This is a genomic window from Paraburkholderia sp. WS6 (genome assembly GCF_030464835.1).
Lineage (GTDB): Bacteria > Pseudomonadota > Gammaproteobacteria > Burkholderiales > Burkholderiaceae > Paraburkholderia > Paraburkholderia madseniana.
In genome coordinates, this window is sequence record NZ_JALQCK010000041.1 from 40,300 (window position 1) to 63,337 (window position 23,038).

21 protein-coding genes are annotated in these 23,038 nt (G+C 64.1%); 6 read left to right on the forward strand and 15 right to left on the reverse strand.

The window, feature by feature from the left end:
• Window positions 1-45: 45 nt before the first annotated feature.
• The 6 genes from M0D64_RS34890 to M0D64_RS34915 all read right to left on the reverse strand — a co-directional run bounded on the left by M0D64_RS34890 (window position 46) and on the right by M0D64_RS34915 (window position 5,866).
• Window positions 46-807: a CoxG family protein gene (locus M0D64_RS34890; protein WP_154558662.1), complete on the reverse strand. Its 762-nt coding sequence runs from the start codon at window positions 805-807 to the stop codon at window positions 46-48.
• A 32-nt stretch (window positions 808-839) separates the two neighbouring features.
• Window positions 840-1,238 carry a DUF427 domain-containing protein gene (locus M0D64_RS34895; RefSeq protein ID WP_266261143.1) on the reverse strand — a complete coding sequence of 133 codons (399 nt, stop codon included), beginning with the start codon at window positions 1,236-1,238 and terminating at the stop codon, window positions 840-842.
• Window positions 1,239-1,437: 199 nt separating this feature from the next.
• Window positions 1,438-1,932 (reverse strand): carboxypeptidase regulatory-like domain-containing protein, encoded by a 495-nt coding sequence (locus M0D64_RS34900; protein ID WP_154558664.1) that lies wholly within the window; start codon window positions 1,930-1,932, stop codon window positions 1,438-1,440.
• A 259-nt stretch (window positions 1,933-2,191) separates the two neighbouring features.
• Complete coding sequence (locus M0D64_RS34905; RefSeq protein ID WP_266261144.1) at window positions 2,192-3,718, reverse strand: DegQ family serine endoprotease; 1,527 nt, start codon at window positions 3,716-3,718, stop codon at window positions 2,192-2,194.
• A gap of 179 nt (window positions 3,719-3,897) precedes the next feature.
• The gene (locus tag M0D64_RS34910) at window positions 3,898-5,199 is read right to left on the reverse strand and encodes an ATP-binding protein (RefSeq protein ID WP_266261145.1); all 1,302 of its coding nucleotides are present in this window, start codon (window positions 5,197-5,199) and stop codon (window positions 3,898-3,900) included.
• 4 nt (window positions 5,200-5,203) lie between these two features.
• The gene (locus tag M0D64_RS34915) at window positions 5,204-5,866 is read right to left on the reverse strand and encodes a response regulator (protein WP_054034404.1); all 663 of its coding nucleotides are present in this window, start codon (window positions 5,864-5,866) and stop codon (window positions 5,204-5,206) included.
• Window positions 5,867-6,082: 216 nt separating this feature from the next.
• Between M0D64_RS34915 and dacB the strand changes: the two genes are divergently transcribed.
• From dacB to M0D64_RS34930, 3 genes are all read left to right on the forward strand, one after another.
• On the forward strand, window positions 6,083-7,747 hold the full coding sequence (dacB, locus tag M0D64_RS34920; protein ID WP_266261146.1) for a D-alanyl-D-alanine carboxypeptidase/D-alanyl-D-alanine-endopeptidase: 1,665 nt from the start codon (window positions 6,083-6,085) through the stop codon (window positions 7,745-7,747).
• Between the two features lie 196 nt (window positions 7,748-7,943).
• Entirely contained in the window at window positions 7,944-8,894 is a 951-nt protein-coding gene (locus M0D64_RS34925; RefSeq protein WP_266261147.1) for a sterol desaturase family protein, read from the forward strand.
• A 94-nt stretch (window positions 8,895-8,988) separates the two neighbouring features.
• A complete protein-coding gene (locus tag M0D64_RS34930; protein WP_266261148.1) occupies window positions 8,989-10,233 on the forward strand; it encodes an SGNH/GDSL hydrolase family protein in 1,245 nt (414 codons plus the stop codon).
• Between the two features lie 210 nt (window positions 10,234-10,443).
• On the opposite strand, the gene M0D64_RS34935 is transcribed toward M0D64_RS34930, so the two are convergent.
• The 9 genes from M0D64_RS34935 to M0D64_RS34975 form a co-directional block, all read right to left on the reverse strand.
• Window positions 10,444-11,496, reverse strand: coding sequence for an L-threonylcarbamoyladenylate synthase (locus M0D64_RS34935; protein ID WP_266261149.1), 1,053 nt, complete (start codon window positions 11,494-11,496; stop codon window positions 10,444-10,446).
• Between the two features lie 10 nt (window positions 11,497-11,506).
• Window positions 11,507-12,703, reverse strand: a complete 1,197-nt coding sequence (locus M0D64_RS34940; RefSeq protein ID WP_154558669.1) for a 5-(carboxyamino)imidazole ribonucleotide synthase — start codon at window positions 12,701-12,703, stop codon at window positions 11,507-11,509.
• 97 nt (window positions 12,704-12,800) lie between these two features.
• Window positions 12,801-13,319 carry a 5-(carboxyamino)imidazole ribonucleotide mutase gene (purE, locus tag M0D64_RS34945; protein ID WP_266261150.1) on the reverse strand — a complete coding sequence of 173 codons (519 nt, stop codon included), beginning with the start codon at window positions 13,317-13,319 and terminating at the stop codon, window positions 12,801-12,803.
• A gap of 131 nt (window positions 13,320-13,450) precedes the next feature.
• Window positions 13,451-14,341, reverse strand: a complete 891-nt coding sequence (locus M0D64_RS34950; protein WP_028196245.1) for a phosphoribosylaminoimidazolesuccinocarboxamide synthase — start codon at window positions 14,339-14,341, stop codon at window positions 13,451-13,453.
• Window positions 14,342-14,473: 132 nt separating this feature from the next.
• Window positions 14,474-15,538, reverse strand: coding sequence for a class II fructose-bisphosphate aldolase (gene fba, locus M0D64_RS34955; RefSeq protein ID WP_154558670.1), 1,065 nt, complete (start codon window positions 15,536-15,538; stop codon window positions 14,474-14,476).
• 243 nt (window positions 15,539-15,781) lie between these two features.
• Window positions 15,782-17,218 (reverse strand): pyruvate kinase, encoded by a 1,437-nt coding sequence (gene pyk / locus M0D64_RS34960; protein WP_154558671.1) that lies wholly within the window; start codon window positions 17,216-17,218, stop codon window positions 15,782-15,784.
• Window positions 17,219-17,645: 427 nt separating this feature from the next.
• Window positions 17,646-18,839 (reverse strand): phosphoglycerate kinase, encoded by a 1,194-nt coding sequence (locus M0D64_RS34965; RefSeq protein ID WP_266261151.1) that lies wholly within the window; start codon window positions 18,837-18,839, stop codon window positions 17,646-17,648.
• 272 nt (window positions 18,840-19,111) lie between these two features.
• Complete coding sequence (locus M0D64_RS34970; protein ID WP_154558673.1) at window positions 19,112-19,435, reverse strand: AzlD domain-containing protein; 324 nt, start codon at window positions 19,433-19,435, stop codon at window positions 19,112-19,114.
• Entirely contained in the window at window positions 19,432-20,178 is a 747-nt protein-coding gene (locus M0D64_RS34975) for an AzlC family ABC transporter permease (protein WP_266261152.1), read from the reverse strand. The genes M0D64_RS34970 and M0D64_RS34975 overlap by 4 nt, the downstream gene beginning before the upstream one ends.
• A gap of 192 nt (window positions 20,179-20,370) precedes the next feature.
• On the opposite strand from M0D64_RS34975, the gene M0D64_RS34980 reads away from it, so the two are divergent.
• The 3 genes from M0D64_RS34980 to waaF all read left to right on the forward strand — a co-directional run bounded on the left by M0D64_RS34980 (window position 20,371) and on the right by waaF (window position 22,869).
• Complete coding sequence (locus M0D64_RS34980) at window positions 20,371-21,294, forward strand: branched-chain amino acid transaminase (protein ID WP_097390330.1); 924 nt, start codon at window positions 20,371-20,373, stop codon at window positions 21,292-21,294.
• Between the two features lie 78 nt (window positions 21,295-21,372).
• Complete coding sequence (locus tag M0D64_RS34985; RefSeq protein WP_007180502.1) at window positions 21,373-21,567, forward strand: zinc-finger domain-containing protein; 195 nt, start codon at window positions 21,373-21,375, stop codon at window positions 21,565-21,567.
• Window positions 21,568-21,843: 276 nt separating this feature from the next.
• Window positions 21,844-22,869, forward strand: a complete 1,026-nt coding sequence (gene waaF, locus M0D64_RS34990; RefSeq protein ID WP_154558675.1) for a lipopolysaccharide heptosyltransferase II — start codon at window positions 21,844-21,846, stop codon at window positions 22,867-22,869.
• Window positions 22,870-23,038: the final 169 nt, after the last annotated feature.

Here is a 23,038-nt window from a genome sequence, read left to right on the forward strand (position 1 = left end):
TTTCGTAGTCGCGCTGGCACGACAGCGGTGCGCCAAGCCACGTCGTCACTGCTCGCTAATCCAGCGCGCCACATACAACAGCAGCGCCACCAGAAAAATCATGACCGCCCACGCCCAGTTCGGCACGACATGCGGATTGGGTTCGCGATGCGAGACTCCATGCGACACACCGTGGGCCGCCCCATGCGATGCGCTCGCCGCCCGCCCGGTCAGCGCATTGCCATGATCCACGCGCGTGCGCCGGGCAATCCCGCCAAGCGTGATCGGCCGCAGAAACACGTGCTGCCGACGCGCCGCCGAACCGCGTGCACGGTTCGGCCCTTGCCCATGCTTGGCTCGAACGACCGCGCCGAACTCGTCGAAAAAATCGTCGGCCAGTTGATGCAACGCGTTTTCGAGCTGGCGCGTGGGCAGTTCGGCGAGCGGCCCGGACGAGGTCGCCCAGATCGTGTAATCGATCCGCGTGCCCCGCTCCCTGCCGACGCCGTGCGAGCCATCGTCGGCGCGCAATCTCACTTCGATCTGGCCGCGCAATGAGCCGATGCCCTCGGCGCGCGCCTTGAAGTTGATGGTGCGGCGCTGCGCGTCCGCCGGGCCGGAATCCTGGCCGGCGACATGGGCACGCGCTTCGTAACGCGCGCGCAGCGGCCCGAGCGGCACGGTCATGGTCAGTGCATATTCGCCGTCGCCGAGCCGTGTGAACGACTCGCAGTTGTCGAGGCTGGCACGCAACAAGGCGAGGTCCTGCAACGCGTCCCAAACGTCGGACGGCGCAAGCGGAATCCGTAACGCGTCGTTCAGTTCCATGGCAGCCTCCCCGATGAACGCGCGACAGCCGGTCAGGACGTCTGATCGATGCGGTCGACGCGCGATGCGTAAAACGCGAGATACCCTTTTATCTTTAGCGCCGGTTCAAGCGGCGTCTCATAGCTCCAGACGGCGTTTTCGATCAGACCGTCTTCGGTGCGCAAATGATAGTACGAGGCTTCGCCCTTGAACGGGCAGTGCGAAGTATGGGTGGAGCGTTCGAGGCGTGCCATGTTGACGTCGCCGCGCGGAAAATAGAACACGTCCGGCAGGCCGGTTTCGGTGAGCGTCAGGCCAGCCTGGGTGTCGGCCATCGTCACGCCGCCGTGGATCACCCGCACCCGATGGTTGTTGCCGCGGATGGCGATGGTGTGCCCGCCCGTGCTCGCGCCGGCGCCGGGGCTTCCGTGAGGTGTCAAGGCATCGCTCATGTCTCGGCTCCGTGATGGGATGTAACCCGGGATGCAACTCGGGATGCAACTCGGGATGCAACTCAGTATGCGGTCGTGCAACAAAAAAGCCACGGGGTGCACCCGTGGCTTCATTATCGGCCAAAGTTAAGCCGATTGCGCGGCCTTCCTGAATGCCGCTGGGGCTTCTCGCCCGGCGCCGCTCAGAGAGACGGGCCGTTTATTGGGTATTCCAGTAGAACGCCGCCTTGGCGGTGCCCTTGGCCGGAATCGTCACCGCCTTGGTCTGGTCGTTATCCTTGTACTGCGCATGCACGGTATAGCGGCCCGGGCGCAGCCTGACCAACATATACGGCCCACGCGAGGTGGCGGTCAGCACATTGCCATCGTGCGCGTCGACGATCCGCACGTGGATGTCGGCGAGAAAATCGGAGCCGGGGCCGGTGAAGCGCATCGACAGCGGCCACTGGCTTTGCGCCTGCTGCAATGCTTTCGATTCGTCGAGACCGACGCCGCCCGACACGAACGAGACGTCGCCCTGGTGCTGGATTTGCGGCAGGCCGCCACCGTTGGCGTTGCCCGCGCTGCTTTCGTCGGTGGTCGTGCCGCCCGTTACGTCACTCGCCTGCGCGTAAGCGCCGCCCGCCAGACCGAGCGTGAGCGCTGCGCAAACTGCGGCGGCTACGATCCTTCGCTGCTTGCGTTGGGTTTTCATCGGTTCGCTCCTTCTTTAGGTCCTTGTCGTCCGGAATCCCTCGGAGGGTCCAGATCAAGGAAGACGCAACCTGCGTGCCCGCCATCAGTTCGCGTCGTATGGAAACCGCTGCTGCGCCATGCCATGCGGCGCAGAGCGCCCTGCTTTACAGCTTTGATACAGCGTTGAATCACGGCTTTGAAACAGATAAAAAAATGCCGGTCCGTACGCAGTAAGTGCAAGGACCGGCAAGCATTACTTCAATGCGATCAATGTCCGCTTAGCCGAGATCGACCGGCACGAAGATCTGCGCGTTATCCCGCTGGATCAGCAACGCGATGCTGTTGCCCGCGCCGGCGATCATCTGCTTCAACTGATCGACGCTCGTGACCGGCCGGCCATTGACCGCCAGAATCACGTCGCCCGGCTGGATGCCGGCGCTTTCAGCCGCGCCGCCCGATTGCTGCACCAGCAGGCCGTGCGACACCGACGCGCCGCTCTTCTCCTCCGGCGTCAGCGGCCGCACCGCCACGCCGAGACGGCCTTGCAACTGGGTCGGCTGATCGGCCTTGTCCGAGGCCACCTTGGCATCCGACAGTGAACCGATCGTCACCTTCAGGTCTTTGGTGGCCTTGTCGCGCCACACCTGCACGGTGGCCGAACTGCCCGGCGCCAGACCCGCGACCTGCGACGGCAGATCGGACGAGTCGCTGACCGGCTCGCCATTCACCGACAGAATCACGTCGCCCGGTTGCAACCCACCCTTGGCGGCCGGGCCGCCCGGATCGACCGAGCTGACGAGCGCGCCTTGCGGCTTCTGCATGCCGAACGAATCCGCCAGCGTCTGGTTCATGCCCTGCACCGCGACGCCGAGACGTCCACGGCTCACATGGCCGGTCTTGACGATGTCGTCCTTGACCTTGATCGCCTCGTTGATCGGGATCGCGAACGAAAGGCCCTGGAAGCCGCCCGTCTGCGAATAGATCATCGAGTTGATGCCGATCACTTCGCCTTGCAGATTGAACAGCGGGCCGCCCGAATTACCCGGGTTCACCGGCACGTCGGTCTGGATGAACGGCGTGTAGTTTTCGTTCGGCAGCGAGCGCGATTTCGCGCTGATGATGCCCGAGGTCACCGTGTTGTCGAAACCGTAAGGCGAGCCGATCGCGACCACCCACTGGCCGACCTTGCTCTGACGCGGATCGCCGATCTTCACGGTCGGCAGACTGCTCGCATCGATCTTCAGCACGGCGACGTCGGACTGCTTGTCGGCGCCGACCACTTTTGCCCTGAATTCACGCTTGTCGGTGAGCTTAACGGTGACGACGTTCGCGCCGTCCACCACGTGGGCATTGGTCAGGATGTAGCCGTCATTGCTGACGATGAATCCCGAGCCGAGGCTCGCGCTCGGCTGATCGGGCGCATCGCCGCCGTCGCCGCCTTGCATGCCCGGCATGCCGCCGAAGAAGTGCTTGTAGAACTGATAGAAGGGGTCGCTCGGGTCGATCGGCAACTGGTTGCCGCCGTTGGCGCCATTACCGCCGTTACCACCGTTACCGCGCAATGCCGTCTGCTTGACCACGTGCTTCGCGCTGATGTTGACCACGGCCGGGCCGTAGGTTTCGACCAGACCTGAGAAATCGGGGATGCCGGTTTTCGCCGCGGCTTCAGCAGGCATCATCGCGGCTTGCGCCGGCGTGATCACCTGCGGCGCAGGCACGTCGCGATGCCCCGCCACATAGCCGGCGGAGAGCGCCACGGCGACAGCCACTGCAACAGCGCTGCGGGACAAGGTTTTCGCGTTCATCGTGTACTCCTGAATGGGAGAAAGAGGCTTTGGAATGAGATGAAGCGTACGTGGCATCGCTTAAAAGAGTCTTAAGCAGCGCCAGATCGCTTCAAGCCCATATTTAAGGCTTGTTTAAGCCTCGCTTAAGCCACATTCAAGCCACGTTCGAGCCACTTTACGAACAGAAAGCCTCACATTCAGAAGTGCACTTCGACCTGCAAACCACCCGCCGGCGATTCGTCGAGCTTCACCGCCGCATGGTGTTGCGTGGCGATGCGGCGCACGATCGCGAGGCCGAGGCCGCTGCCCGCCACATCAGTGCGCACGCGGTTCGCGCCGGCGCCGGCCCGGTAGAAGCGATCGAACACGCGCTCGCGTTCGGCCGGCTCGATGCCCGGCCCGCTGTCGGCAATCCGCACCACCGGATGACCTTCGTCGACATGCAGGCTGACGTCGACACGGCCGCCTCGCGGCGTGTATTTGGTTGCGTTATCAACGAGGTTGTTGAACATGACCCGCAGCGCGTCGGCGTCGCCGGTCACCGTGGCGGCTTCGCTCGCCTCGATACCGAGATCGACGCCGCGATTCTGCGCAAGCGGCGCGTACGCCGCCACGCAGTCCTGCAGCAGCGCGCGCAGATCGATCGCGTTCGTAGCGGCGACGCCGTCCGGCTCCGAACGCGCAAGCGCCAGCAATTGTTCGGCGAGACGTGTGGCGCGCGTGACGCCCGCCTGCAGATCGGCCAGCGCTTCGCTGCGCGCGGCGTCGTCTTTCGCGCGGGCCACCAGTTGCGACTGGATCTGCACGGCGGCAAGCGGCGTGCGCAATTCGTGCGCGGCATCGGCGACGAATGCTTTCTGAATATCAAGCGCAGTGGCGAGCCGTTCGAGCAGGCCGTTCAACGCGCGCACGAGCGGCTGCACTTCGAGCGGCAGACGCTGATCGGGCAAGGGATCGAGCGCCTCGGGGTGACGCGCGTCGAGCGCACTGGTCACGCGCCGCAACGGCCGCAACCCGCGCCCGACGATTACCCACACCGCGAGACCCAGAAACGGCAGCAAAACGATCAAGGGCCACAGGGTCCGCAACGCGACATTCGCCGCCAGCCGGTTGCGCACCGAAACCGGCTGCGCGAGCTGCACGACGTTATCGCCGACGATCGCGCCGTACACGCGCCAGTCGCCGCGCTCCGTATGCTCGGTCGAAAAGCCGATTTCGGCGCGCGGCGCGAGCGGCGCACGCGGGCGCGAGTAGTACATCAGCACTCCGTTGCGATTCCAGATCTGCAGCACGATGCCTTCGTCGCCGGTGTCGCGCGAACCGAGCACCTGGGAGAACGGTTCCGACGGCAGCGCCGCGGCGATCTGCTCCAACTGGTAATCGAACAGTTCGTTGGCTTCGGCAAGCGCTTGCCGGTAGATCAGCCAACCCGCAATGCCGACGCCGAGCAACACCAGCGCCAGCAGCCAGACCAACAATTGACGGCGAATCGAACGCATCGGCTCAGGCGTCCTTCGCGATCATGTAACCAAGACCGCGCACGTTGCGGATCAGGTCCGCGCCGAGCTTCTTGCGCAGAGCGTGGATGTAGACCTCGACCGTATTGCTGCCGATTTCCTCGCCCCAGCCGTACATTTTTTCTTCGAGCTGGCTCTTTGAAAGCACCGCGCCGGGCCGTGCGATCAACGCTTCGAGCAGGGCGAATTCACGCGCCGACAACGCGACCGGCGCGCCGTCGAGCGTGACCTGATGCGAAGCCGGATCGAGCGTCAGGTTGCCGTGGCGAATCGTCGAATCGCTGCGGCCCGATTGGCGGCGGATCAGCGCGCGCATGCGGGCGCCGAGTTCGTCGAGATCGAAAGGTTTGACGAGGTAGTCGTCCGCGCCGGCGTCGAGGCCTTTGACGCGATCGGCAACCGCGTCGCGCGCGGTGACGATCAGCACCGGAATGGCCTGGCCTTTGGCGCGCAGCGTGCGCAGCACGTCGAGCCCATCGCGTTTGGGCAGGCCGAGATCGAGCAGCACCAGATCGTAAGGTTGGCTGGCCGCAGCGCTGAGCGCCGCTTCGCCGTCTTCCACCCAGTCGACCGCGAAGCCTTCACCGCGTAGCGCCTTGCGTACACCTTCGGCGATCATCCGGTCGTCTTCGACTAGCAATATGCGCATGGTTGGTACGGTCCTGAAACATTTGACGATGCCGCATTCTAGCGCCCAGCCCCGACGTGCGCGCCGCACGACGCTTTTTCACCGCAGCGTGGCGGCATGTCTCTACAATGGGCGCTTTGCGTCGCGCCGCGGTTTTCCGCGCGCCACGCGACGCTTCGATACCCTCCGGATTGCCGCGCGCCACCGCGCCCCGAAATCTTGCTTCTTCGCCTGTCCATGACGCACGCTTTTTTGCCCGCTTTTTTGCACTCTCTCGCACGCCGTGTGGTGCTGCGTCCGCTGCCTTCTCCCGCTGCCGACTCTCTGCCTCGCCGGTTCGCACCGCGCTCGGCGGCGTTGCTGCTTACCTGCGCCGCGCTCGGCTGCGGCGGCGCGGCGTTGCCGCTCACTGCACAGGCGCGCGTCAAGGCCACGCATCCGAGCGTCAACGTCACCACGGTGTTGCCGCAGCCGGTGATGCTCGGCCTGCAGCGCGCGCACGTGCCTTTGTCGTCGATCAGCGTGGTGGTCGAGAAAGTGGGCGACCGCACGCCAATCCTCGCGCTGAACGCCGGCAAGCCGATGATGCCCGCCTCGACGATGAAACTCGTCACCACCTACTCCGGCCTGTCGATCCTCGGCCCGGACTATCGCTGGCGCACGAGCGCCTACGCGGACGGCACGCTCGACGCCAACGGCGTGCTGCACGGCAATCTGTACATCCAGGGCACCGGCGATCCGAAACTCGTGCCCGAAGAACTGATCGACCTCGTGCAGAAGATCCACAAGGCGGGGATCAACGGCATCGACGGCGCGCTGGTGCTCGACAAGCGCTATTTCGACGCCTCCACGCGCGATCTGCCGCCGTTCGACGACGACACCACCGCGCCGTACAACGTCGGCCCCGATCCGCTGCTGTACGCCTTCAAATCGCTGTCGTTCACACTGACGCCTTCGCCGGACGGCAGCGTCGCCATCGACGTGCTGCCCGCGCTCTCGCAGCTACAGATCAACAATCAGATGCACGCTGTCAACGGCCCGTGCCGCGGCGAAGCCGCCTCCGTCTCGCCCACCGTCACGCCGCAGCCGAACGGCACCGTGGTGGCGTCGTTCGACGGCGATTACTCGGTGCGCTGCGGCCCGCGCACGATCAACGTCGCGGTGCTCGATCACTCCGCGTTCTTCGCGGGCGGATTCCTCGCCCTGTGGCAGCAAACCGGCGGCACGTTCAGCGGCGCGACCCGCGAAGGCCCGGTGCCGGTCGGCGCACGCCTCGTCGCCACGCACCAGGGGCCGATGCTGTCCGACATCGTGCGCGACATCAACAAGTTCAGTAACAACACGATGGCGCGCAACCTGTTCCTGACGATCGGCGCAACGGAAGAAAAAGCGCCCGCCACGCCCGCGAAATCGGCGCGCGCCATCGAGGAATTTCTGCGCCGCGACAGCGTCGACATGCAATACCTGACGCTCGACAACGGCTCGGGCCTGTCGCGCGACGAGCACGTTACCGCGCTCTCGCTCGCCGATCTGCTGCAGCGGGCCAATGCGAGCCCGGTCGCCCAGGTGTTCGTGGAGTCGCTGCCGATTGCGGGCGTCGACGGTACGATGCGCAACCGCTTGACCAACCAGGGTGCGGGCGGCAACGCGCACATCAAGACCGGCACCCTGCGCGACGTGCGTGCGATCGCCGGTTACGTGGCCTCGTCGGATGGCAACAGCTACGTGGTGGTGAGCCTGATCAACGACCCGCATTCGGAGGCCGCGCGCGCCGCGCACGACGCCTTGCTCGAATGGGTGTATCAGGGACCCTCCCAGGGATTCACGAAGGTCTCAGACTCCGTCGCCGAACCGCGCGGCAGCAAGCCCAGGAAAAACCCGCACAAGCGCGGCGCCCATTGAGGATTCATTCTATAGAACCCACGCGCCGCAATGCGCCCAAGCGTGTACGCTGTCGGGCAGTGTTTGAGGCGCGCGTAAAACGTTATGCGTAGCGCACGAGCCACGCAGCCGTTACGAAAAGCGTGGCCCAATCAAACGATAACGACAACGTCCGCTGCGGCAAGCGCAGCGGCCAGGGACCACGGAGGAAGACACGATGCAATTCGATGCCGAATTGCTGCTGCTCGCCATGGCGCCAGTCTTTCTCGCATGCATTGGCTGGGAGGCGTGGCACCTGCGGCGCACGCGCCCCGGCGCGCAGCTCTATAGCTGGCGCGACACGTTCTGCAACGCCGCGCTCGCGCTGATGCAGCAAGCCGCCGACAAGCTCGCGTGGCTCGCGATCATCCCCGTCTATGCATTTTTCTACGATCAATATCGCGTCTATACGTGGCAGGCGAGCTGGGTGTCGTTCGTCGTGCTGTTCGTCGCTCAGGATCTGCTCTATTACTGGTTTCACCGGTGCAGCCACCGCGTGCGCTGGCTGTGGGCCGCGCATGTCGTGCATCACTCGTCGGAGCGGATGAATTTTTCGACCGCATTCCGCCAGAGCCTGATGTATCCGATTGCCGGCATGTGGTTGTTCTGGATTCCGCTCGCCGTGTTCGGCTTTCCGCCGAAGCAGATCGTCGCGATCGTACTGATCAATCTCGGCTTCCAGTTCTTCGTGCACACGCAAGCGATCGGCAAACTCGGCTGGATCGAATACGTGTTCAACACGCCGTCGATTCACCGCGTGCATCACGCACGCAACGACCGCTATATCGACCGCAACTATGCCGGCGTGCTGGTGATCTGGGATCGCCTGTTCGGCAGCTATGTCGAGGAAGATCCGCACGACGCACCGGTGTACGGCATCGTCGAACCGCTTCACACCTATAACCCGCTGAAGGCGACGTTTCATGAATGGGCGTCGATGGCCGCCGATTTCGTGAGTGTGCGAGGCTGGCGCAACAAGTTGCGCGCGCTGTTCGCACCGCCCGCATGGGCCGCGGCCTATCACGCGCGCCGCGCCGCGGGCGTGAGTGCCGGTGCCGCGGCATCCGGCGGCGCTACGGGCATTGAAGAGAACCATACAGCCGCGTTTCAAGCACCGCGCAGGCCGTAGAAGATTCTGTAAGCTGTCGTCATGCCGCCGACGCGGTGGGCGCTGCCTGCAATACATGGCATAAGGGCCACACATACGAGGAGATGTAGTCAACATGAAACAAACAGCATCGAAGCAACGTAATTTCGTCCGCGTCACGCAGATCGCCATCGCCAGTGCGGCGTTTGCGCTGCTCGCGGCTTGCGGCGGCAGCGATAACAACAACAGCTCGAGCAGCACGCCGGCAGGCGGCGTGAAATTGCAGGTCGTTTCGTTTGGCGACAGCTTGTCGGATGTCGGCACGTACGCACCGGTGATTCAGTCGAGCTTCGGCGGCGGCCGCTTCACGACCAACCCGGGCGAAGTGTGGACCCAGAAGGTCGCGGAGTACTACGGCGGCACGTTGACCGCCGCGTATGTGGGCGGCTTCGGTCAACCGCTGGTTGCGACGGGCGGATTGGGCTACGCGCAAGGCGGCTCGGACGTCGTCAACGCCCAAGGCGAAGGTTGGGCACCGAACAGCATGGCGGCGACGACCGTGCCGGTGGTGACTCAGGTGGCGAACTACCTGGGCGCGCATACGAGCTTCAACGCGAACCAGCTTGTGCTGGTGAACGGCGGCGCGAACGACATCTTCCAGTTCTCGACCGCCGCCAATCTGACGGCGCTCGGCACCGCGCTACAGACGCAATACCCTCTGCTCGTACAGGCCGGCAAACTGCCGAACTCGCAGGCAGGCCAGGTACAGTTCATCGCCGGCTACCTGCAGCAACTGGCCAACCCCCAGATCGCGACGGCCGCCACGCAGCTCGCCGCGCAAATCCAGACCATCGTCAACTCGGGTGCGACCCACGTGGCGGTGTCGACGGTGCCGGACATCGGCAATACGCCGCAAGGCGTTCAGGCCAACGCAGCCGCGCCTGGCACGGCTGCACTCCTGTCGGGGATTACCGCGGCGTATAACGGCATCCTGGTCCAGAGCCTGACGGCCCTCGGCCTGCTGGGCACGGGCAAGGTCATCGTGGCCGATGCGTTCACGTGGATCGATCAGCAGTTGCCGAACTACCAGGCGCTGGGCTTCACGGTGCCCAACACCGGTACGGCGTGTAACCTGACGTCGATGGTGGCCAACGCAACCGCGTTCGCCACCGCCAATCCGAGCGCAACGAACGGGCTGACCCCAGCACAGTACGGCGCCCAGTTCGGTTCGTCGCTGTTCTGCTCACCGCAGACTTACACGGTGGCTGGCGCTGACCAGACCTACATGTTCGCGGATCTGGTCCATCCGAGCACGCACTTGCACGCTTTGTTCGCGCAGTTCGTTCAGCAGCAGGTCGCGGCCACCGGGTTGGGGAAATAAGTTGAGGGTGGCCGCGTAGCGGCAGCAGGATGCGAATTCTGCGAACGCCCGGCTTGCTGGTCAAGCCGGGCGTTTTTTATTACCTGCGCGGCGCTTCGGATCAGGCGCCTGCAGCGTTAGCGTGCTGTGATTTGTTCGCCGAAGCGGCGCGCGATGTGTATTCGCCTGCTACGTGCCACGTTAGGGCCACACAGGCAAGAAGATCAAACCTTAACCTTGCGCTTCAAAGGCCGCTGCGGCCCTGCCCAGTCGATCGTTCACAGCGATCCACTCGATCGTGTCCGGCAACTTCTCGATGAGAATCCGGCTCACATCCGCGCGATCGAGTGCCCTTAGCAGGCCATACAGCTCGCGCGCATAAACGTGCGGATCTTCAGGCGCGGCAATGAAATGCACGCCCTCGGCATGAGCCCACTCCCCTGCGCGGGAAGCACGCGCTACCAAGGCCACGCGTTCATCGCCCTGGCGCGTCGCGAGCAAAATCTGCAACGCATCAAAAGGCAGCAAGGCCAACGGCGTGCGCGGCGCATAGTGCGCCTTCAACGTCCCCGAAGCGCGCGGTGCCGTTGCATCCGAACCGTCGGGCAGGCGTGGCGCCTCGCCGAGTACGTCGGCGATATCCTGCGGCGTTACGCGACCGGGCCTCAACAGCGCCGGAAATCCGCGCGACAAATCCAGAATCGTCGATTCGATCCCGACATCAGATGCGCCGCCGTCCAACACATGAATCGCGCTGCCGAACTCGTCGCGCACGTGTTGCGCCGTCGTTGGGCTCACATGACCAAAACGATTCGCCGATGGCGCAGCCACGCCGCCATGTCCGCCGCGCAACGCACTGAACGCTTCGAGCAAAGCCTGGGCAACCGGGTGTGACGGGCAGCGCAAACCCACTGAGTCCTGGCCACCGCTCACGGCTGCATTGATCCGCTCGGCACGCTTCAGGATCAACGTGAGCGGCCCCGGCCAGAACGCATCGATCAAGCGCTGCGCTTCCGCCGGCAAATGCTCGACCCAGTAGTTCGGATCGCCCTGCGGCGCCAGATGCACGATCACCGGATGATTCGCCGGCCTGCCCTTCGCCGCGTAAATACGCGCGACCGCTTCCGGATTTTCAGCGTCGCCGCCGAGTCCGTAGACCGTCTCCGTGGGGAACGCGACGAGGCCGCCCGCGTCGAGCAGCGCGGCAGCGTGTTCGATCTGCTCGGCGCTCACAGGCAAGGCGCTTGCGGCGCCCCCTTCGGCAGGTTTGCTTTGATCCGGCATGGCGCTCGCGTCAGCTCGTGATGATATGCAGGAGCCGCGCGCAATCGCGCGCCGACGTGCGGGCTTCTTCGAGTGTCGCGGCCGTGAAGTTCACGTGGCCCATCTTGCGGCCGCAACGTGCTTCTTCCTTGCCGTACAGATGCAAACGCGCCGCCGGCATCGCGGCGACTTCGTGCCACGGCGGCGTGACTGCCGCGCCCTTCGGGCCGCTTGGGAACCAGACGTCGCCGAGGATGTTCAGCATCACCGCCGGCGAATGCTGGCGCGTGTCGCCGAGCGGCATGCCGGTCATGGCGCGGACCTGCTGTTCGAACTGGCTGGTCGCACAGGCGTCCACGGTGTAATGGCCGGAGTTATGCGGGCGCGGCGCCATTTCGTTGGCAACCAGCGACCCGTCTTCGAGAATGAAGAACTCGACGCACAGCACGCCGACATAGCCGAGCTTGTCCGCGATTTGCAGCGCGGCCTGCTGTGCTTGCTGGACCAGCGTCGGGCTTGCATCCGGCGCGGGCACGATGGTGTGCGACAGCACGCCGTCGCGATGCGTGTTCTGCGCCAGCGGATACACCACCGACGCGCCGCTCGCCGCGCGCGCGATCAGCGCGGACACTTCGAACTTCAGCGGCAAGCGCTTTTCCAGCACGCACGGAACACCCGCGAGCGACGCATGCGCCTCGCGCACCTCCTCGGCGTTGCGCACGCGGATTTGACCTTTGCCGTCGTAGCCCATGCGTGCAGTCTTCAGAATGCCGGGCAGCACGGCTTCGAGCTTCGCGTCGTCGAGCGCGGCCAGCGCGTCCGACGATTCGATCACCACGTGCGGCGCGACCGTCACGCCTGACGACGCGATAAAACGCTTCTCGGCGATCCGGTCCTGGGCCACGGCGACGCAACGGCCGGCCGGGCTCACGAAGGTGGTTTTCGCCATGAAATCGAGGCTCGCCGCCGGCACATTCTCGAATTCGGTCGACACCGCCGCGCACAGCCGCGCGAGTTCGGTGAGCGACGCTTCGTCGTCGTAAGCCGCACGGATATGGCGGTCGGCGACCGCGCCCGCGGGACTGTTTTCGTCCGGGTCGAGCACGGCAACGCGATAGCCCATTGCCTGAGCGGCAAAACAGAACATGCGGCCGAGCTGGCCGCCACCGACCATGCCAAGCCATGCGCCGGGCAGAATCGGTGAAACCGGTGTGTTGTCTGGGTTCATCTTAGTGGTCGGTCGCGGCCGGGTGCTGCATTCATACAGCAGCATCCAGCCGGGGGTCAGACAGTAGGGACGTCTTAAAAGCAATCAGCCTTGGCGCTTACAGCGCCGGCAGCACCATTGCGTGGGCCGCTTCGTTCTGGCGCACGCGGAACGAAGCCAGCTTTTCCGCATACTCGGCGCTCGTGCCGCTCAGAATCGACACTGCGAACAGCGCCGCATTCGCCGCGCCCGCTTCGCCGATTGCAAAAGTAGCGACCGGCACGCCTTTGGGCATCTGCACGATCGAATGCAACGAATCGACGCCCTTCAGATACTTGCTCGCCACCGGCACGCCGAGCACCGGCACCGTGGTCTTGGCGGCCAGCATGCCCGGCAGATGCGCCGCGCCGCCCGCACCCGCGATGATCGCGCGAATGCCGCGCTCGCGCGCGCTCTCGGCATACGCAAACATCTCGTCGGGCATGCGGTGCGCGGATACGACTTTGGCCTCATACGGCACGCCGAATTCTTGCAGAATCGCGACGGCGTTCTTCATCACTTCCCAGTCGGAACTGGAACCCATCAGCACGCCGACAACCGGCGCGCCATGCGTATGGGCAGTTTGAGCTTCACTCATGGTACGGCTTCCTTGTTTCTTGAGAGCGCCCCCGACCTGTCGCTTCGCGCCAGGCCCCCCGAGGGGGGTGAGCAAACTTGGGGCGGCCCGGCGTTTTCTCACGCAGTGCAGATATAACCAGGTAAGCGTACTTAAGCGAGCTTGTGTCCGGTCAGGCGTTCGAGCGCTTCCTGGTACTTCTCGCCCGTTTTCGTGACCACGTCGTCCGGCAGCTTCGGTGCGGGCGGCTCTTTCTTCCACGGTTGGGTTTCGAGCCAGTCGCGCACGAACTGCTTGTCGAACGACGGCGGGTTGGTGCCGACCTGATACTGATCAGCCGGCCAGAAGCGCGACGAATCGGCAGTCAGCGCCTCGTCCATCAGATACAGTTGGCCGTGGTTATCCAGACCGAATTCGAACTTCGTATCCGCGATGATGATGCCGCGCGTTGCAGCATAGTCAGCGGCTTCCTTGTACAGCTTGATCGAGATGTCGCGGATCGTGGCCGACAGTTCGGTGCCGATACGGCGTTCCATCTCGTTGTAAGTGATGTTCTCGTCGTGGTGGCCCATTTCGGCCTTGGCTGCCGGCGTGAAAATCGGCTCAGGCAGCTTTTGTGCGTTCTGCAGGCCCGGCGGCAGTTCCACGCCGCACACCGACCCGGTTGCCTGGTAGTCTTTCCAGCCGCTGCCGGCCAGATAGCCGCGCACCACCGCTTCGACGAGGATCGGCTCGAGGCGCTTCACCACTACCGCACGGCCCTTGACCTGCTCGACTTCGTCAGCCGCCACCACGGATTCGGGCGCCACGCCCGTGAGGTGATTCGGCACCACATGCTTCAGTTTCTCGAACCAGAAGTTCGCCATTTCGTTGAGCACGCGGCCCTTATTCGGAATCGGCTCGCCCATGATGACGTCGAACGCCGACAGACGGTCGGTCGTGACGATCAGCAACTGGTCGTTGCCCACCGCATAGTTGTCGCGGACTTTACCGCGGCCGAGCAGCGGCAGCGAGTGGAGCGTGGATTCGTAAAGGGTAGACATCGTCGTGGTTCGCTAAAAGTGGGGCAAAAAGTGTGACCGGAACAAAAGGGAAACGCCGTTCCCCGGATGATGCGGGAACGGCGATCGAACGACAACCTGGCCAATCAGCCAGATGTAGGGCCTGCTTATAGCTTAGCGGACGACTTGCGCGAGCTCGCCCGATTTGTACTTCTCCGCGATTTTATCAAGCGAAACCGGTTTGATCTTGCCGGCCTGGCCTTCGCAGCCGAATTGCGTAAAGCGCTCGAGACAGATCTTCATCGCGGCTTCGCGCGCCGGCTTCAGGTAGTCGCGCGGATCGAACTTGCCCGGATTGGTCGCCATGTAGCGGCGGATCGCACCAGTGATCGCCAGACGCAGGTCGGTGTCGATATTGACCTTGCGCACACCGTTCCTGATACCTTCCTGAATCTCTGAAACCGGCACGCCGTAGGTTTCCTTCATGTCGCCGCCGAATTCGCGGATTTCCGCGAGCAGCTCCTGCGGCACCGACGACGAACCGTGCATTACCAGGTGCGTATTCGGAATGCGCTGGTGAATTTCCTTGATGCGCTGGATCGACAGGATGTCGCCCGTGGGCTTCTTGCTGAACTTGTACGCGCCGTGCGACGTACCGATCGCGATCGCCAGCGCGTCGCATTGCGTCAGCTTGACGAAGTCGGCAGCCTGCTCCGGATCGGTCAGCAGTTGCTCGCGGGTCATCGTGCCTTCCGCGCCGTGGCCGTCTTCCTTGTCGCCCTTCATGGTTTCCAGCGAACCGAGCACGCCCAGTTCCGCTTCCACCGTGATGCCGATCGAATGCGCCGCTTCAACCACCTTGCGCGAGACTTCGACATTGTATTCGTACGATGCGACCGTCTTGCCGTCGGCTTCGAGCGAACCGTCCATCATCACGCTGGTGAAACCGCTGCGGATCGCCGCCATACAGACCGCCGGCGACTGGCCGTGATCCTGGTGCATCACGACCGGAATATGCGGGTACGACTCGACCGCTGCTTCGATCAGGTGGCGCAGGAACGGCTCGCCCGCGTACTTACGCGCGCCGGCCGACGCCTGCATGATGACCGGGGCGTTGACCTTGTCGGCCGCGGCCATGATCGCCTGCACCTGCTCCAGGTTGTTCACGTTGAATGCCGGAATGCCATAACCGTTTTCGGCGGCATGGTCCAGCAGTTGACGCATTGATACGAGAGGCATGCTTAACTCCTTAGATTGAAACGAATTCTGTGCCGTCGGCATCTTTTTTGGCGATTTTATCGCGAAGCAAGCTGCATACCCGTTCACACATTCCCTAAAGCGCGTCACCTGCGGACCTTTACCGCACGCGCGATTGGAGTCTGTGCGCCGCCTCTCGCGGGGCATGACAGCCTGCTTCACTCAATCAAGCCTGCGTGCCGATCGAGCATTCTCCAACTTAAACAGTCTTCGGCTTAAACCGAATCAATACGGCTCACCGACGCGCACGATCTTCAGCGTATTCGTACCGCCTGCCTGGCCCATCGGCTCGCCGACAGTCAGCACCACCATGTCACCGTGCGACGCGTAGCCCTTGCTGACCACGGTTTCCAGCGCCTGCTGCAACGCGGTGTCGCGATCGGTGCTGGTATCCAGATGCAGCGACGTGACGTTGCGGTAGATCGCCATCGCCCGTTCGCTGCCGACCCGCGGCGTGAGCGCGAAAATCGGCACGTGCGTCCAGTGCCGTGACATCCACAGCGCGGTCGAACCCGATTCGGTCAACGCGACGATTGCCTTCGCGCCCAGGTGGTACGCCGTAAACAGCGCGCCCATCGCGATGGACTGGTCGATGCGCGTGAACGTGCGGTCGAGGAAATCCTTGTCCAACTCCGACTGCTCCGACTTCTCAGCTTCGAGGCAGATCGCGGCCATCGTCTCGATGGTCTGCACCGGGTACTTGCCCGCTGCGGATTCGGCCGACAGCATCACCGCGTCCGTGCCGTCCAGCACCGCGTTGGCGACGTCCGACACTTCGGCGCGGGTCGGCACCGGCGCGTAGATCATCGATTCCATCATCTGGGTCGCAGTGATCACGAACTTGTTCGATTCGCGGGCCATACGAATCATGCGCTTTTGCAGCGCGGGAACTGCGGCATTGCCCACTTCCACGGCCAGGTCGCCGCGCGCAACCATGATGCCGTCCGATGCGTCGAGAATGCCTTGCAGTGCCGGAATCGCTTCCGCCCGCTCGATCTTCGCGATCATCTTCGGCTTGATGCCGTAGGGCGCACCCGCAATATTCGCGAGCTGGCGGGCCATTTCCATGTCGGTGGCGTTCTTGGGGAACGATACCGCGACGTAATCCACGCCAAGCGACATGGCCGTGCGGATGTCTTCCATGTCTTTGGCCGTCAGAGCCGGCGCCGTCAGGCCACCGCCCTGACGATTGATGCCCTTGTTGTTCGACAGCTCGCCGCCGACCTTCACGGTGGTGTGGATCTCGCTGCCGAGCACGCGCACGACGTCCAGCACGATCAGGCCGTCGTTGAGCAACAGCACGTCGCCCGGTTTCAGGTCGCGCGGCAGGTCTTTGTAGTCGAGGCCGACGCGATCGTCGTTGCCGAGTTCACATTCGGCGTCGAGGACGAAGGGGTTGCCGGGGACCAGCGTGGTCTTGCCGTTTTCGAATTTGCCGACGCGAATCTTCGGACCTTGCAGGTCGGCCATGATGCCGACTTCGCGGCCGGCCTGGCGGGCCGCCTCGCGCACGAATTCGGCGCGCTGGCGGTGGTCGTCGGCGGTGCCGTGCGAGAAATTGAGCCGCACCACGTCGGCCCCTGCCCGAATCATTTGCAGCAGGATTTCCGGCGTACTGGAAGCCGGTCCGATGGTAGCGACAATCTTGGTGGCGCGATGCATGAGTCTCCTCGTCTGGGTGGGATCGCTGGAATGAGCGCTGCGAGTCGGATGCGGAGGCTGCGCACCGAAGGGTGCTGCTGGGGGCTGCGCGCCGGTTGAAACCAGCGTCGCTTTATGGGGTGAAGCGGTGTTCGATACCGGCACGGGGGGCGCCGGAGGGGGTGCGAGCGTAATCTCGTCGTCCGGGAGTTCTGCGGGCGAGGGGGCGGCTTGTCCGGTGGACAATTCCGCTGCCTCGCTGGCAGTGGTCAACTCCGCGAGCGCGAGGGACAACTCGGATTCCTGCTGCTGCGGGGCCGCGGCTTCAGCCACGGCCGTTGTGGCGGCGGAGCGCGCTTCGCGCTCCCCTGCCGTTGCTGCTGCGGTGTTGCGCGGCTTGCCGCCGCGCGCTTTTGCAGACTTCGCTGAGGGGGAGCGCGTCACCACGTTAAGCCCGCGATTCCAGAACTGCGACAGCGGGTAGTGTCTTGCCCTCGAGGAACTCGAGGAAGGCGCCGCCGCCCGTCGAAATGTAGCTGACCTTGTCGTGGATGCCGTACTTGGCAATCGCCGCGAGCGTATCGCCGCCGCCTGCAATCGAGAACGCCGACGATTTGGCGATCGCGTCAGCCAGCGTCTTCGTACCGTTGCCGAACTGATCGAATTCGAACACGCCGACCGGACCGTTCCACACGATCGTGCCGGCTTTTTCCAGTTGTGCGGCGAGCACCTTGGCGGTTTCCGGTCCGATGTCGAGGATCATGTCGTCGTCTTCTACATCGGCGACAGCCTTCACTTCAGCCTTGGCAGTCGGCGAGAATTCTTTCGCCGTCACCACGTCGGTCGGGATCGGCACCGAGGCGCCGCGGGCTTTCGCTGCGTCGATGATGGCCTTGGCTTCGGCGACCAGATCGGCTTCGGCGAGCGACTTGCCGATCTTCAGGCCGGCCGCCAGCATGAACGTATTGGCGATGCCGCCGCCGACGATCAGCTGATCGACCTTGTCGGCCAGCGACTTCAGAATGGTCAGCTTGGTGGACACCTTCGAGCCGGCGACGATCGCCACCAGCGGACGCTTCGGCGCGCCCAGCGCCTTGCCGAGCGCTTCGAGCTCTGCCGCCAGCAGCGGGCCGGCGCAAGCGATCGGCGCGTATTTGGCGATGCCGTGCGTGGTGGCTTCGGCGCGGTGCGCAGTGCCGAATGCGTCGTTCACGTAGACGTCGCAGAGCTTCGCCATTTTCTGCGCGAGCTCGTCGGAATCCTTCTTTTCGCCCTTGTTGACGCGGCAGTTTTCCAGCAGCACGAGCTGGCCCGGCGCGACGTTCACGCCGTTTTCGACCCAGTTGGCGACCAGCGGCACATCACGGCCAAGCAGCTCGGCCAGGCGCTTCGCGACCGGCGCAAGCGAATCTTCCGGCTTGAACTCGCCTTCGATCGGGCGGCCCAGGTGCGACGTGACCATCACGGCGGCGCCTGCGTCCAGCGCGGCCTTGATCGCCGGCACGGAAGCGCGGATGCGGGTGTCTTCGGTGATGTTGCCTTGATCGTCCTGCGGCACGTTCAGATCGGCGCGGATGAACACGCGTTTGCCGGACAGCTTGCCTTCGGCGATCAGATCGGAGAGACGCAATACCTTGTTCATGGGCGTGTATGTGCGAGTTGATGGGAAGGCGGTGGCGGACGACGCGCTGGACCTCAAGCGCGGCAAACTCCAGCGCTTCGGCACGGCAGCGGCTCCACTGAGTCGGGCGCCGGCGGCAAAGCCGCGGCTGTCGCGCCATGCAGCGGCGCGCTTATCCCGGAAAGAGCCATTTTAACTGATCCACACGGCCTTCTGACCCGCAACCAGGCGAATGTCCCGTATTTGAAGAATGCGCCGCGCATGTCGCGGTGCAGCATTTTCGATCCAATCAATTACATGAAGAGGCGCAAGAGCGTGAACACGGCCATTCCCACCACAATCGTGCCGAGCATGGTGCGCCGCCACATAAACCACGCCAGACCGGACAGCGTCGCGTAAAACTCGTGATTCGAGGGCGCGAACGAGAGCCCCTCCGGCGTCGCCAGCACATCGGGCAGCACGACGGCGGCAAGCGCCGCAGCCGGCGCATAGCGCAGCATCCGCTGCACGCGCTCCGGCAAAACCGTGCGCTCGCCGCCGATTAGAAACATCGCGCGCGTCACCGCGGTGACGAAGGTCATGCCGATAATGGCCAGCCAGATCTGCGTGGATGTCATTGGGAATCTCCGGCGCTGTTACGGATGCGGCGCAAGTCGGCGCGCTCGACCATCAGATCGGCCGCGCTGCCCGCGACAATCGCCGCAATCACCGCGAGCGGCAGCGCGAGCCGGTACGGCAGGTCGAAAGCAAGCAGAGACACCAGGCCGGCGATGCTGACCGCGACCAGCGTGGAGCGCGTGGCGATCGCCGACACCATGATGGGCAGCAGCGCCAGCGTGCCTGCCAGCGCGAGGCCCCAGTTGTCCGGGATCAGGCTTGCCAGCAGAATGCCGACGATCGACGAGACCTGCCACGACAACCAACTGCACATCGCCATGCCCCAGAAGTACGCCTCCTTGCCCGGCACGTAACCGGTCTGGAAGCTCTTCTTCTGGAACAGCAGATAGATCACGTCGCCGTTGAAGTAGCCGAGCACGATGCGGCGCCACATCGGCAGATAGGAAAAATGCGGCGCGAGACCAGCGCTGAATATCACGAAACGCGTATTGACCATCGCGGCGGTGAGCAGCACGGTCCAGATCGGCAGCTTGGCGGCCAGCAACGGCAGCACGGCCAGTTGCGACGACCCGGCGTAGCAAAGCAGCGACATGGTGAGCGCCTGCGGCAGCGTGAGCACGGACTTGCTCATTGCGATGCCGGTGACGAGACCCCAGGAGAAGATCGCCATCAGCGTGGGCGAATAGTCGCGCGCGCCCTCACGGAAGGAACGGCGATCGGTATCTGACAAGCGAGCGAGCATGAGGCGAAACGCGGGCGCCAAGCGGCGGCGCAACGAAGGGAGGTCGGCGCCAGGTCGTCAAGCACCCGCTGGCGCATCCGGATTTGAATTATGCGTGCGCCGAATTATAGCGCCCGGCATGCGGCCAAATGCCCGTTCCTTGTGCAAAAGACGCTAAAATAACGCTCTTTCACCGCACCGCTGGAGAATCGTATGTCAATGGCCGATCGCGACGGCAAGATCTGGATGGATGGCAAGCTCATCGACTGGCGCGACGCCAAGATCCACGTGCTTACCCACACGTTGCATTACGGCATGGGCGTTTTCGAAGGCGTACGCGCCTACAAGACGGCGGACGGCGGCACGGCGATTTTCCGCCTCCAGGAACACACCAAGCGCCTCTTGAATTCGGCCAAGATCTTCCAGATGGACGTGCCGTTCGACCACGAAACGCTGGCCGCGGCACAATGCGAAGTGGTCCGCGAAAACAAGCTGGAATCCTGCTACCTGCGCCCGATCATCTGGGTCGGCTCCGAAAAGCTCGGTGTGTCGGCCAAGGGCAACACGATCCACGTGGCGATCGCCGCCTGGCCGTGGGGCGCTTACCTCGGCGAAGACGGTATCGCCAAGGGCATCCGCGTGAAGACCTCGTCGTTCACGCGCCATCACGTGAACGTGTCGATGGTCCGCGCCAAGGCGTCGGGCTGGTACGTGAACTCGATCCTCGCCAACCAGGAAGCGATTGCCGACGGTTACGACGAAGCGCTGCTGCTGGACGTGGACGGCTATGTGTCGGAAGGCTCCGGCGAGAACTTCTTCCTCGTGAACAACGGCAAGCTGTACACACCGGACCTGGCGTCGTGCCTCGACGGCATCACGCGCGACACGGTCATCACGCTGGCGCGCGACGCGGGCATCCAGGTGATCGAAAAGCGCATCACGCGCGACGAGGTCTATACCTGCGACGAAGCGTTCTTCACCGGCACCGCCGCGGAAGTCACGCCGATCCGCGAGCTCGACAACCGCACGATCGGCTCGGGCGCACGCGGCCCGATCACCGAGAAGCTGCAATCCGGCTTCTTCGATATCGTGAACGGCAAGAGCGACAAGTACGCGCACTGGCTCACCAAGATCTAACGCGCGCTGCGCCGGCCCAAGGCCCTCGGCCTTTTGCCGGCACAACGCACGCACCCTGCATACAACGAGAAAGTCCCCATGAGCGAAATCAAGGAAATGCCGCTGGTCGAATTGTCGGCAAAGGATCTGCCGGCGTACTGCCCGAACCCGGCCATGCCGCGCTGGAGCGCGCATCCGCGTGTCTTTATCGACGTCACGCACGGCGAAGCGAAATGCCCATATTGCAGCACGCGTTACAAGCTGCGCGACGGCGAAGTGGTCAAGGGTCACTGATCTTGAGCACTGCGCACTGAGCGCTGATCGTTTGCGGCGCTGCTTGCGGCGGTTTTTGCCCGCGCACCTGCTGGCTGGTTCGTCATGTGACGGACCGGCTGAGCTTTTGCAGCAGGTGGCGGCAACGCAATCGCTTCGCAGCAACGCCGCAGCCGCGGCGGGACCAGTCATGCCGGATCCGCGCCGCAAGGCTCGCGGCTTTTCCCCTTTTACCCAATCGAAGGCCACGCGCATGGTTCGCGCGGCGCTTCGTTTCGACACCGGACACCCACTCTGATGCGTCGCGCGTTGGTTATCGCACCGAACTGGATCGGTGACGCATTGATGGCGCAGCCGCTGTTTGCGCGCCTCGTGAAATTGCATCCGCGCATCGTGATCGACGCGGTCGCACCCTCGTGGGTCGCGCCCGTACTCGAACGCATGCCCGAGATCCGCGACGTCTACGCAACCGACCTCGCGCACGGCAAGCTGCAGATGCTGCGCCGCTGGCAACTGGCGAGCGACTTGCGCGATGTCGGCTACGACGCGGCCTATGTCTTGCCGAATTCGCTCAAGTCGGCGCTGATTCCGTGGATGGCGGGCATTCCGCTGCGCATCGGCTACACCGGCGAGAGCCGCTACGGCTTGCTGAACGTGCGCCACGGGAATCCGCGCAAAGATGAACGCCCGCCGATGGTCGGCCACTACGCCGCCCTCGCCTACGCGCAAGGCGCCAAGGTCCCCGACGACCTGCCGATGCCGCGGCTCGACGCGGATCTGAACGAAGCGTCGCGGGTCTCGGCGCGCTTCAATCTGGATACCCGTGTGCCGCTGCTAGTGTTCTGCCCGGGTGCCGAGTACGGTCCGGCCAAGCGATGGCCGCCCGAGCATTTCGCATCGCTCGCGCAGATCGTCGGCCAGTCGTTCCCCTACACGCAGATCGTCGCGCTCGGCTCGCCGAAAGACGCGCCGCTTGCCCAGGCCATCGCCGAAAAAGCGCCGAACGTGCGTAACCTGTGCGGCCAGACCGCGCTGAGCGAGGCCTGCGCGCTGATCTCGCGGGCCAACGCCGTCGTCACCAACGATTCCGGCCTGATGCACGTGGCCGCCGCGTTGCGCCGGCCGCTGGTGGCCGTGTACGGTTCGACCGATCCGCGCCACACGCCGCCCTTGTCCGAGCTCGCGAAGGTACAATGGCTTCATCTCGAATGCAGCCCCTGTTTTCAGCGCGAGTGTCCGCTCGGGCATCTGAACTGCCTGAAGCAGTTGAGTGCCGAGCAGGTGTTCGGCGATTTGCGCGGCATGTTGCTTGCGCAACGTTGAACCAAACTGATTCGGCTGATACTTGCACGCAACACCGCACGCCCTGAGCGCGTCGCGTCATGTTCGCGCCTTGCGGCGCGGGCATCCTCGCGCTTGGGTGCGATTGTCCGGTGCTCCGGACTGTCCCGCTGACCGCTGCCCCGCAACCGCGCGCCGCGCACAAGAGACT

Coding starts and splice junctions, on each gene's coding strand:
- M0D64_RS34965 (WP_266261151.1), bottom strand. CDS start 18,839: ATGAACAAGGTATTGCGTCTCTCCGATCTGATCGCCGAAGGCAAGCTG.
- purE (WP_266261150.1), bottom strand. CDS start 13,319: ATGAGTGAAGCTCAAACTGCCCATACGCATGGCGCGCCGGTTGTCGGC.
- waaF (WP_154558675.1), top strand. CDS start 21,844: ATGCGTCGCGCGTTGGTTATCGCACCGAACTGGATCGGTGACGCATTG.
- M0D64_RS34940 (WP_154558669.1), bottom strand. CDS start 12,703: ATGAACCCAGACAACACACCGGTTTCACCGATTCTGCCCGGCGCATGG.
- M0D64_RS34905 (WP_266261144.1), bottom strand. CDS start 3,718: ATGAACGCGAAAACCTTGTCCCGCAGCGCTGTTGCAGTGGCTGTCGCC.
- M0D64_RS34975 (WP_266261152.1), bottom strand. CDS start 20,178: ATGCTCGCTCGCTTGTCAGATACCGATCGCCGTTCCTTCCGTGAGGGC.
- M0D64_RS34935 (WP_266261149.1), bottom strand. CDS start 11,496: ATGCCGGATCAAAGCAAACCTGCCGAAGGGGGCGCCGCAAGCGCCTTG.
- M0D64_RS34950 (WP_028196245.1), bottom strand. CDS start 14,341: ATGTCTACCCTTTACGAATCCACGCTCCACTCGCTGCCGCTGCTCGGC.
- dacB (WP_266261146.1), top strand. CDS start 6,083: ATGACGCACGCTTTTTTGCCCGCTTTTTTGCACTCTCTCGCACGCCGT.
- M0D64_RS34925 (WP_266261147.1), top strand. CDS start 7,944: ATGCAATTCGATGCCGAATTGCTGCTGCTCGCCATGGCGCCAGTCTTT.
- M0D64_RS34930 (WP_266261148.1), top strand. CDS start 8,989: ATGAAACAAACAGCATCGAAGCAACGTAATTTCGTCCGCGTCACGCAG.
- fba (WP_154558670.1), bottom strand. CDS start 15,538: ATGCCTCTCGTATCAATGCGTCAACTGCTGGACCATGCCGCCGAAAAC.
- M0D64_RS34890 (WP_154558662.1), bottom strand. CDS start 807: ATGGAACTGAACGACGCGTTACGGATTCCGCTTGCGCCGTCCGACGTT.
- M0D64_RS34985 (WP_007180502.1), top strand. CDS start 21,373: ATGAGCGAAATCAAGGAAATGCCGCTGGTCGAATTGTCGGCAAAGGAT.
- M0D64_RS34980 (WP_097390330.1), top strand. CDS start 20,371: ATGTCAATGGCCGATCGCGACGGCAAGATCTGGATGGATGGCAAGCTC.
- M0D64_RS34895 (WP_266261143.1), bottom strand. CDS start 1,238: ATGAGCGATGCCTTGACACCTCACGGAAGCCCCGGCGCCGGCGCGAGC.
- pyk (WP_154558671.1), bottom strand. CDS start 17,218: ATGCATCGCGCCACCAAGATTGTCGCTACCATCGGACCGGCTTCCAGT.
- M0D64_RS34900 (WP_154558664.1), bottom strand. CDS start 1,932: ATGAAAACCCAACGCAAGCAGCGAAGGATCGTAGCCGCCGCAGTTTGC.
- M0D64_RS34970 (WP_154558673.1), bottom strand. CDS start 19,435: ATGACATCCACGCAGATCTGGCTGGCCATTATCGGCATGACCTTCGTC.
- M0D64_RS34915 (WP_054034404.1), bottom strand. CDS start 5,866: ATGCGCATATTGCTAGTCGAAGACGACCGGATGATCGCCGAAGGTGTA.
- M0D64_RS34910 (WP_266261145.1), bottom strand. CDS start 5,199: ATGCGTTCGATTCGCCGTCAATTGTTGGTCTGGCTGCTGGCGCTGGTG.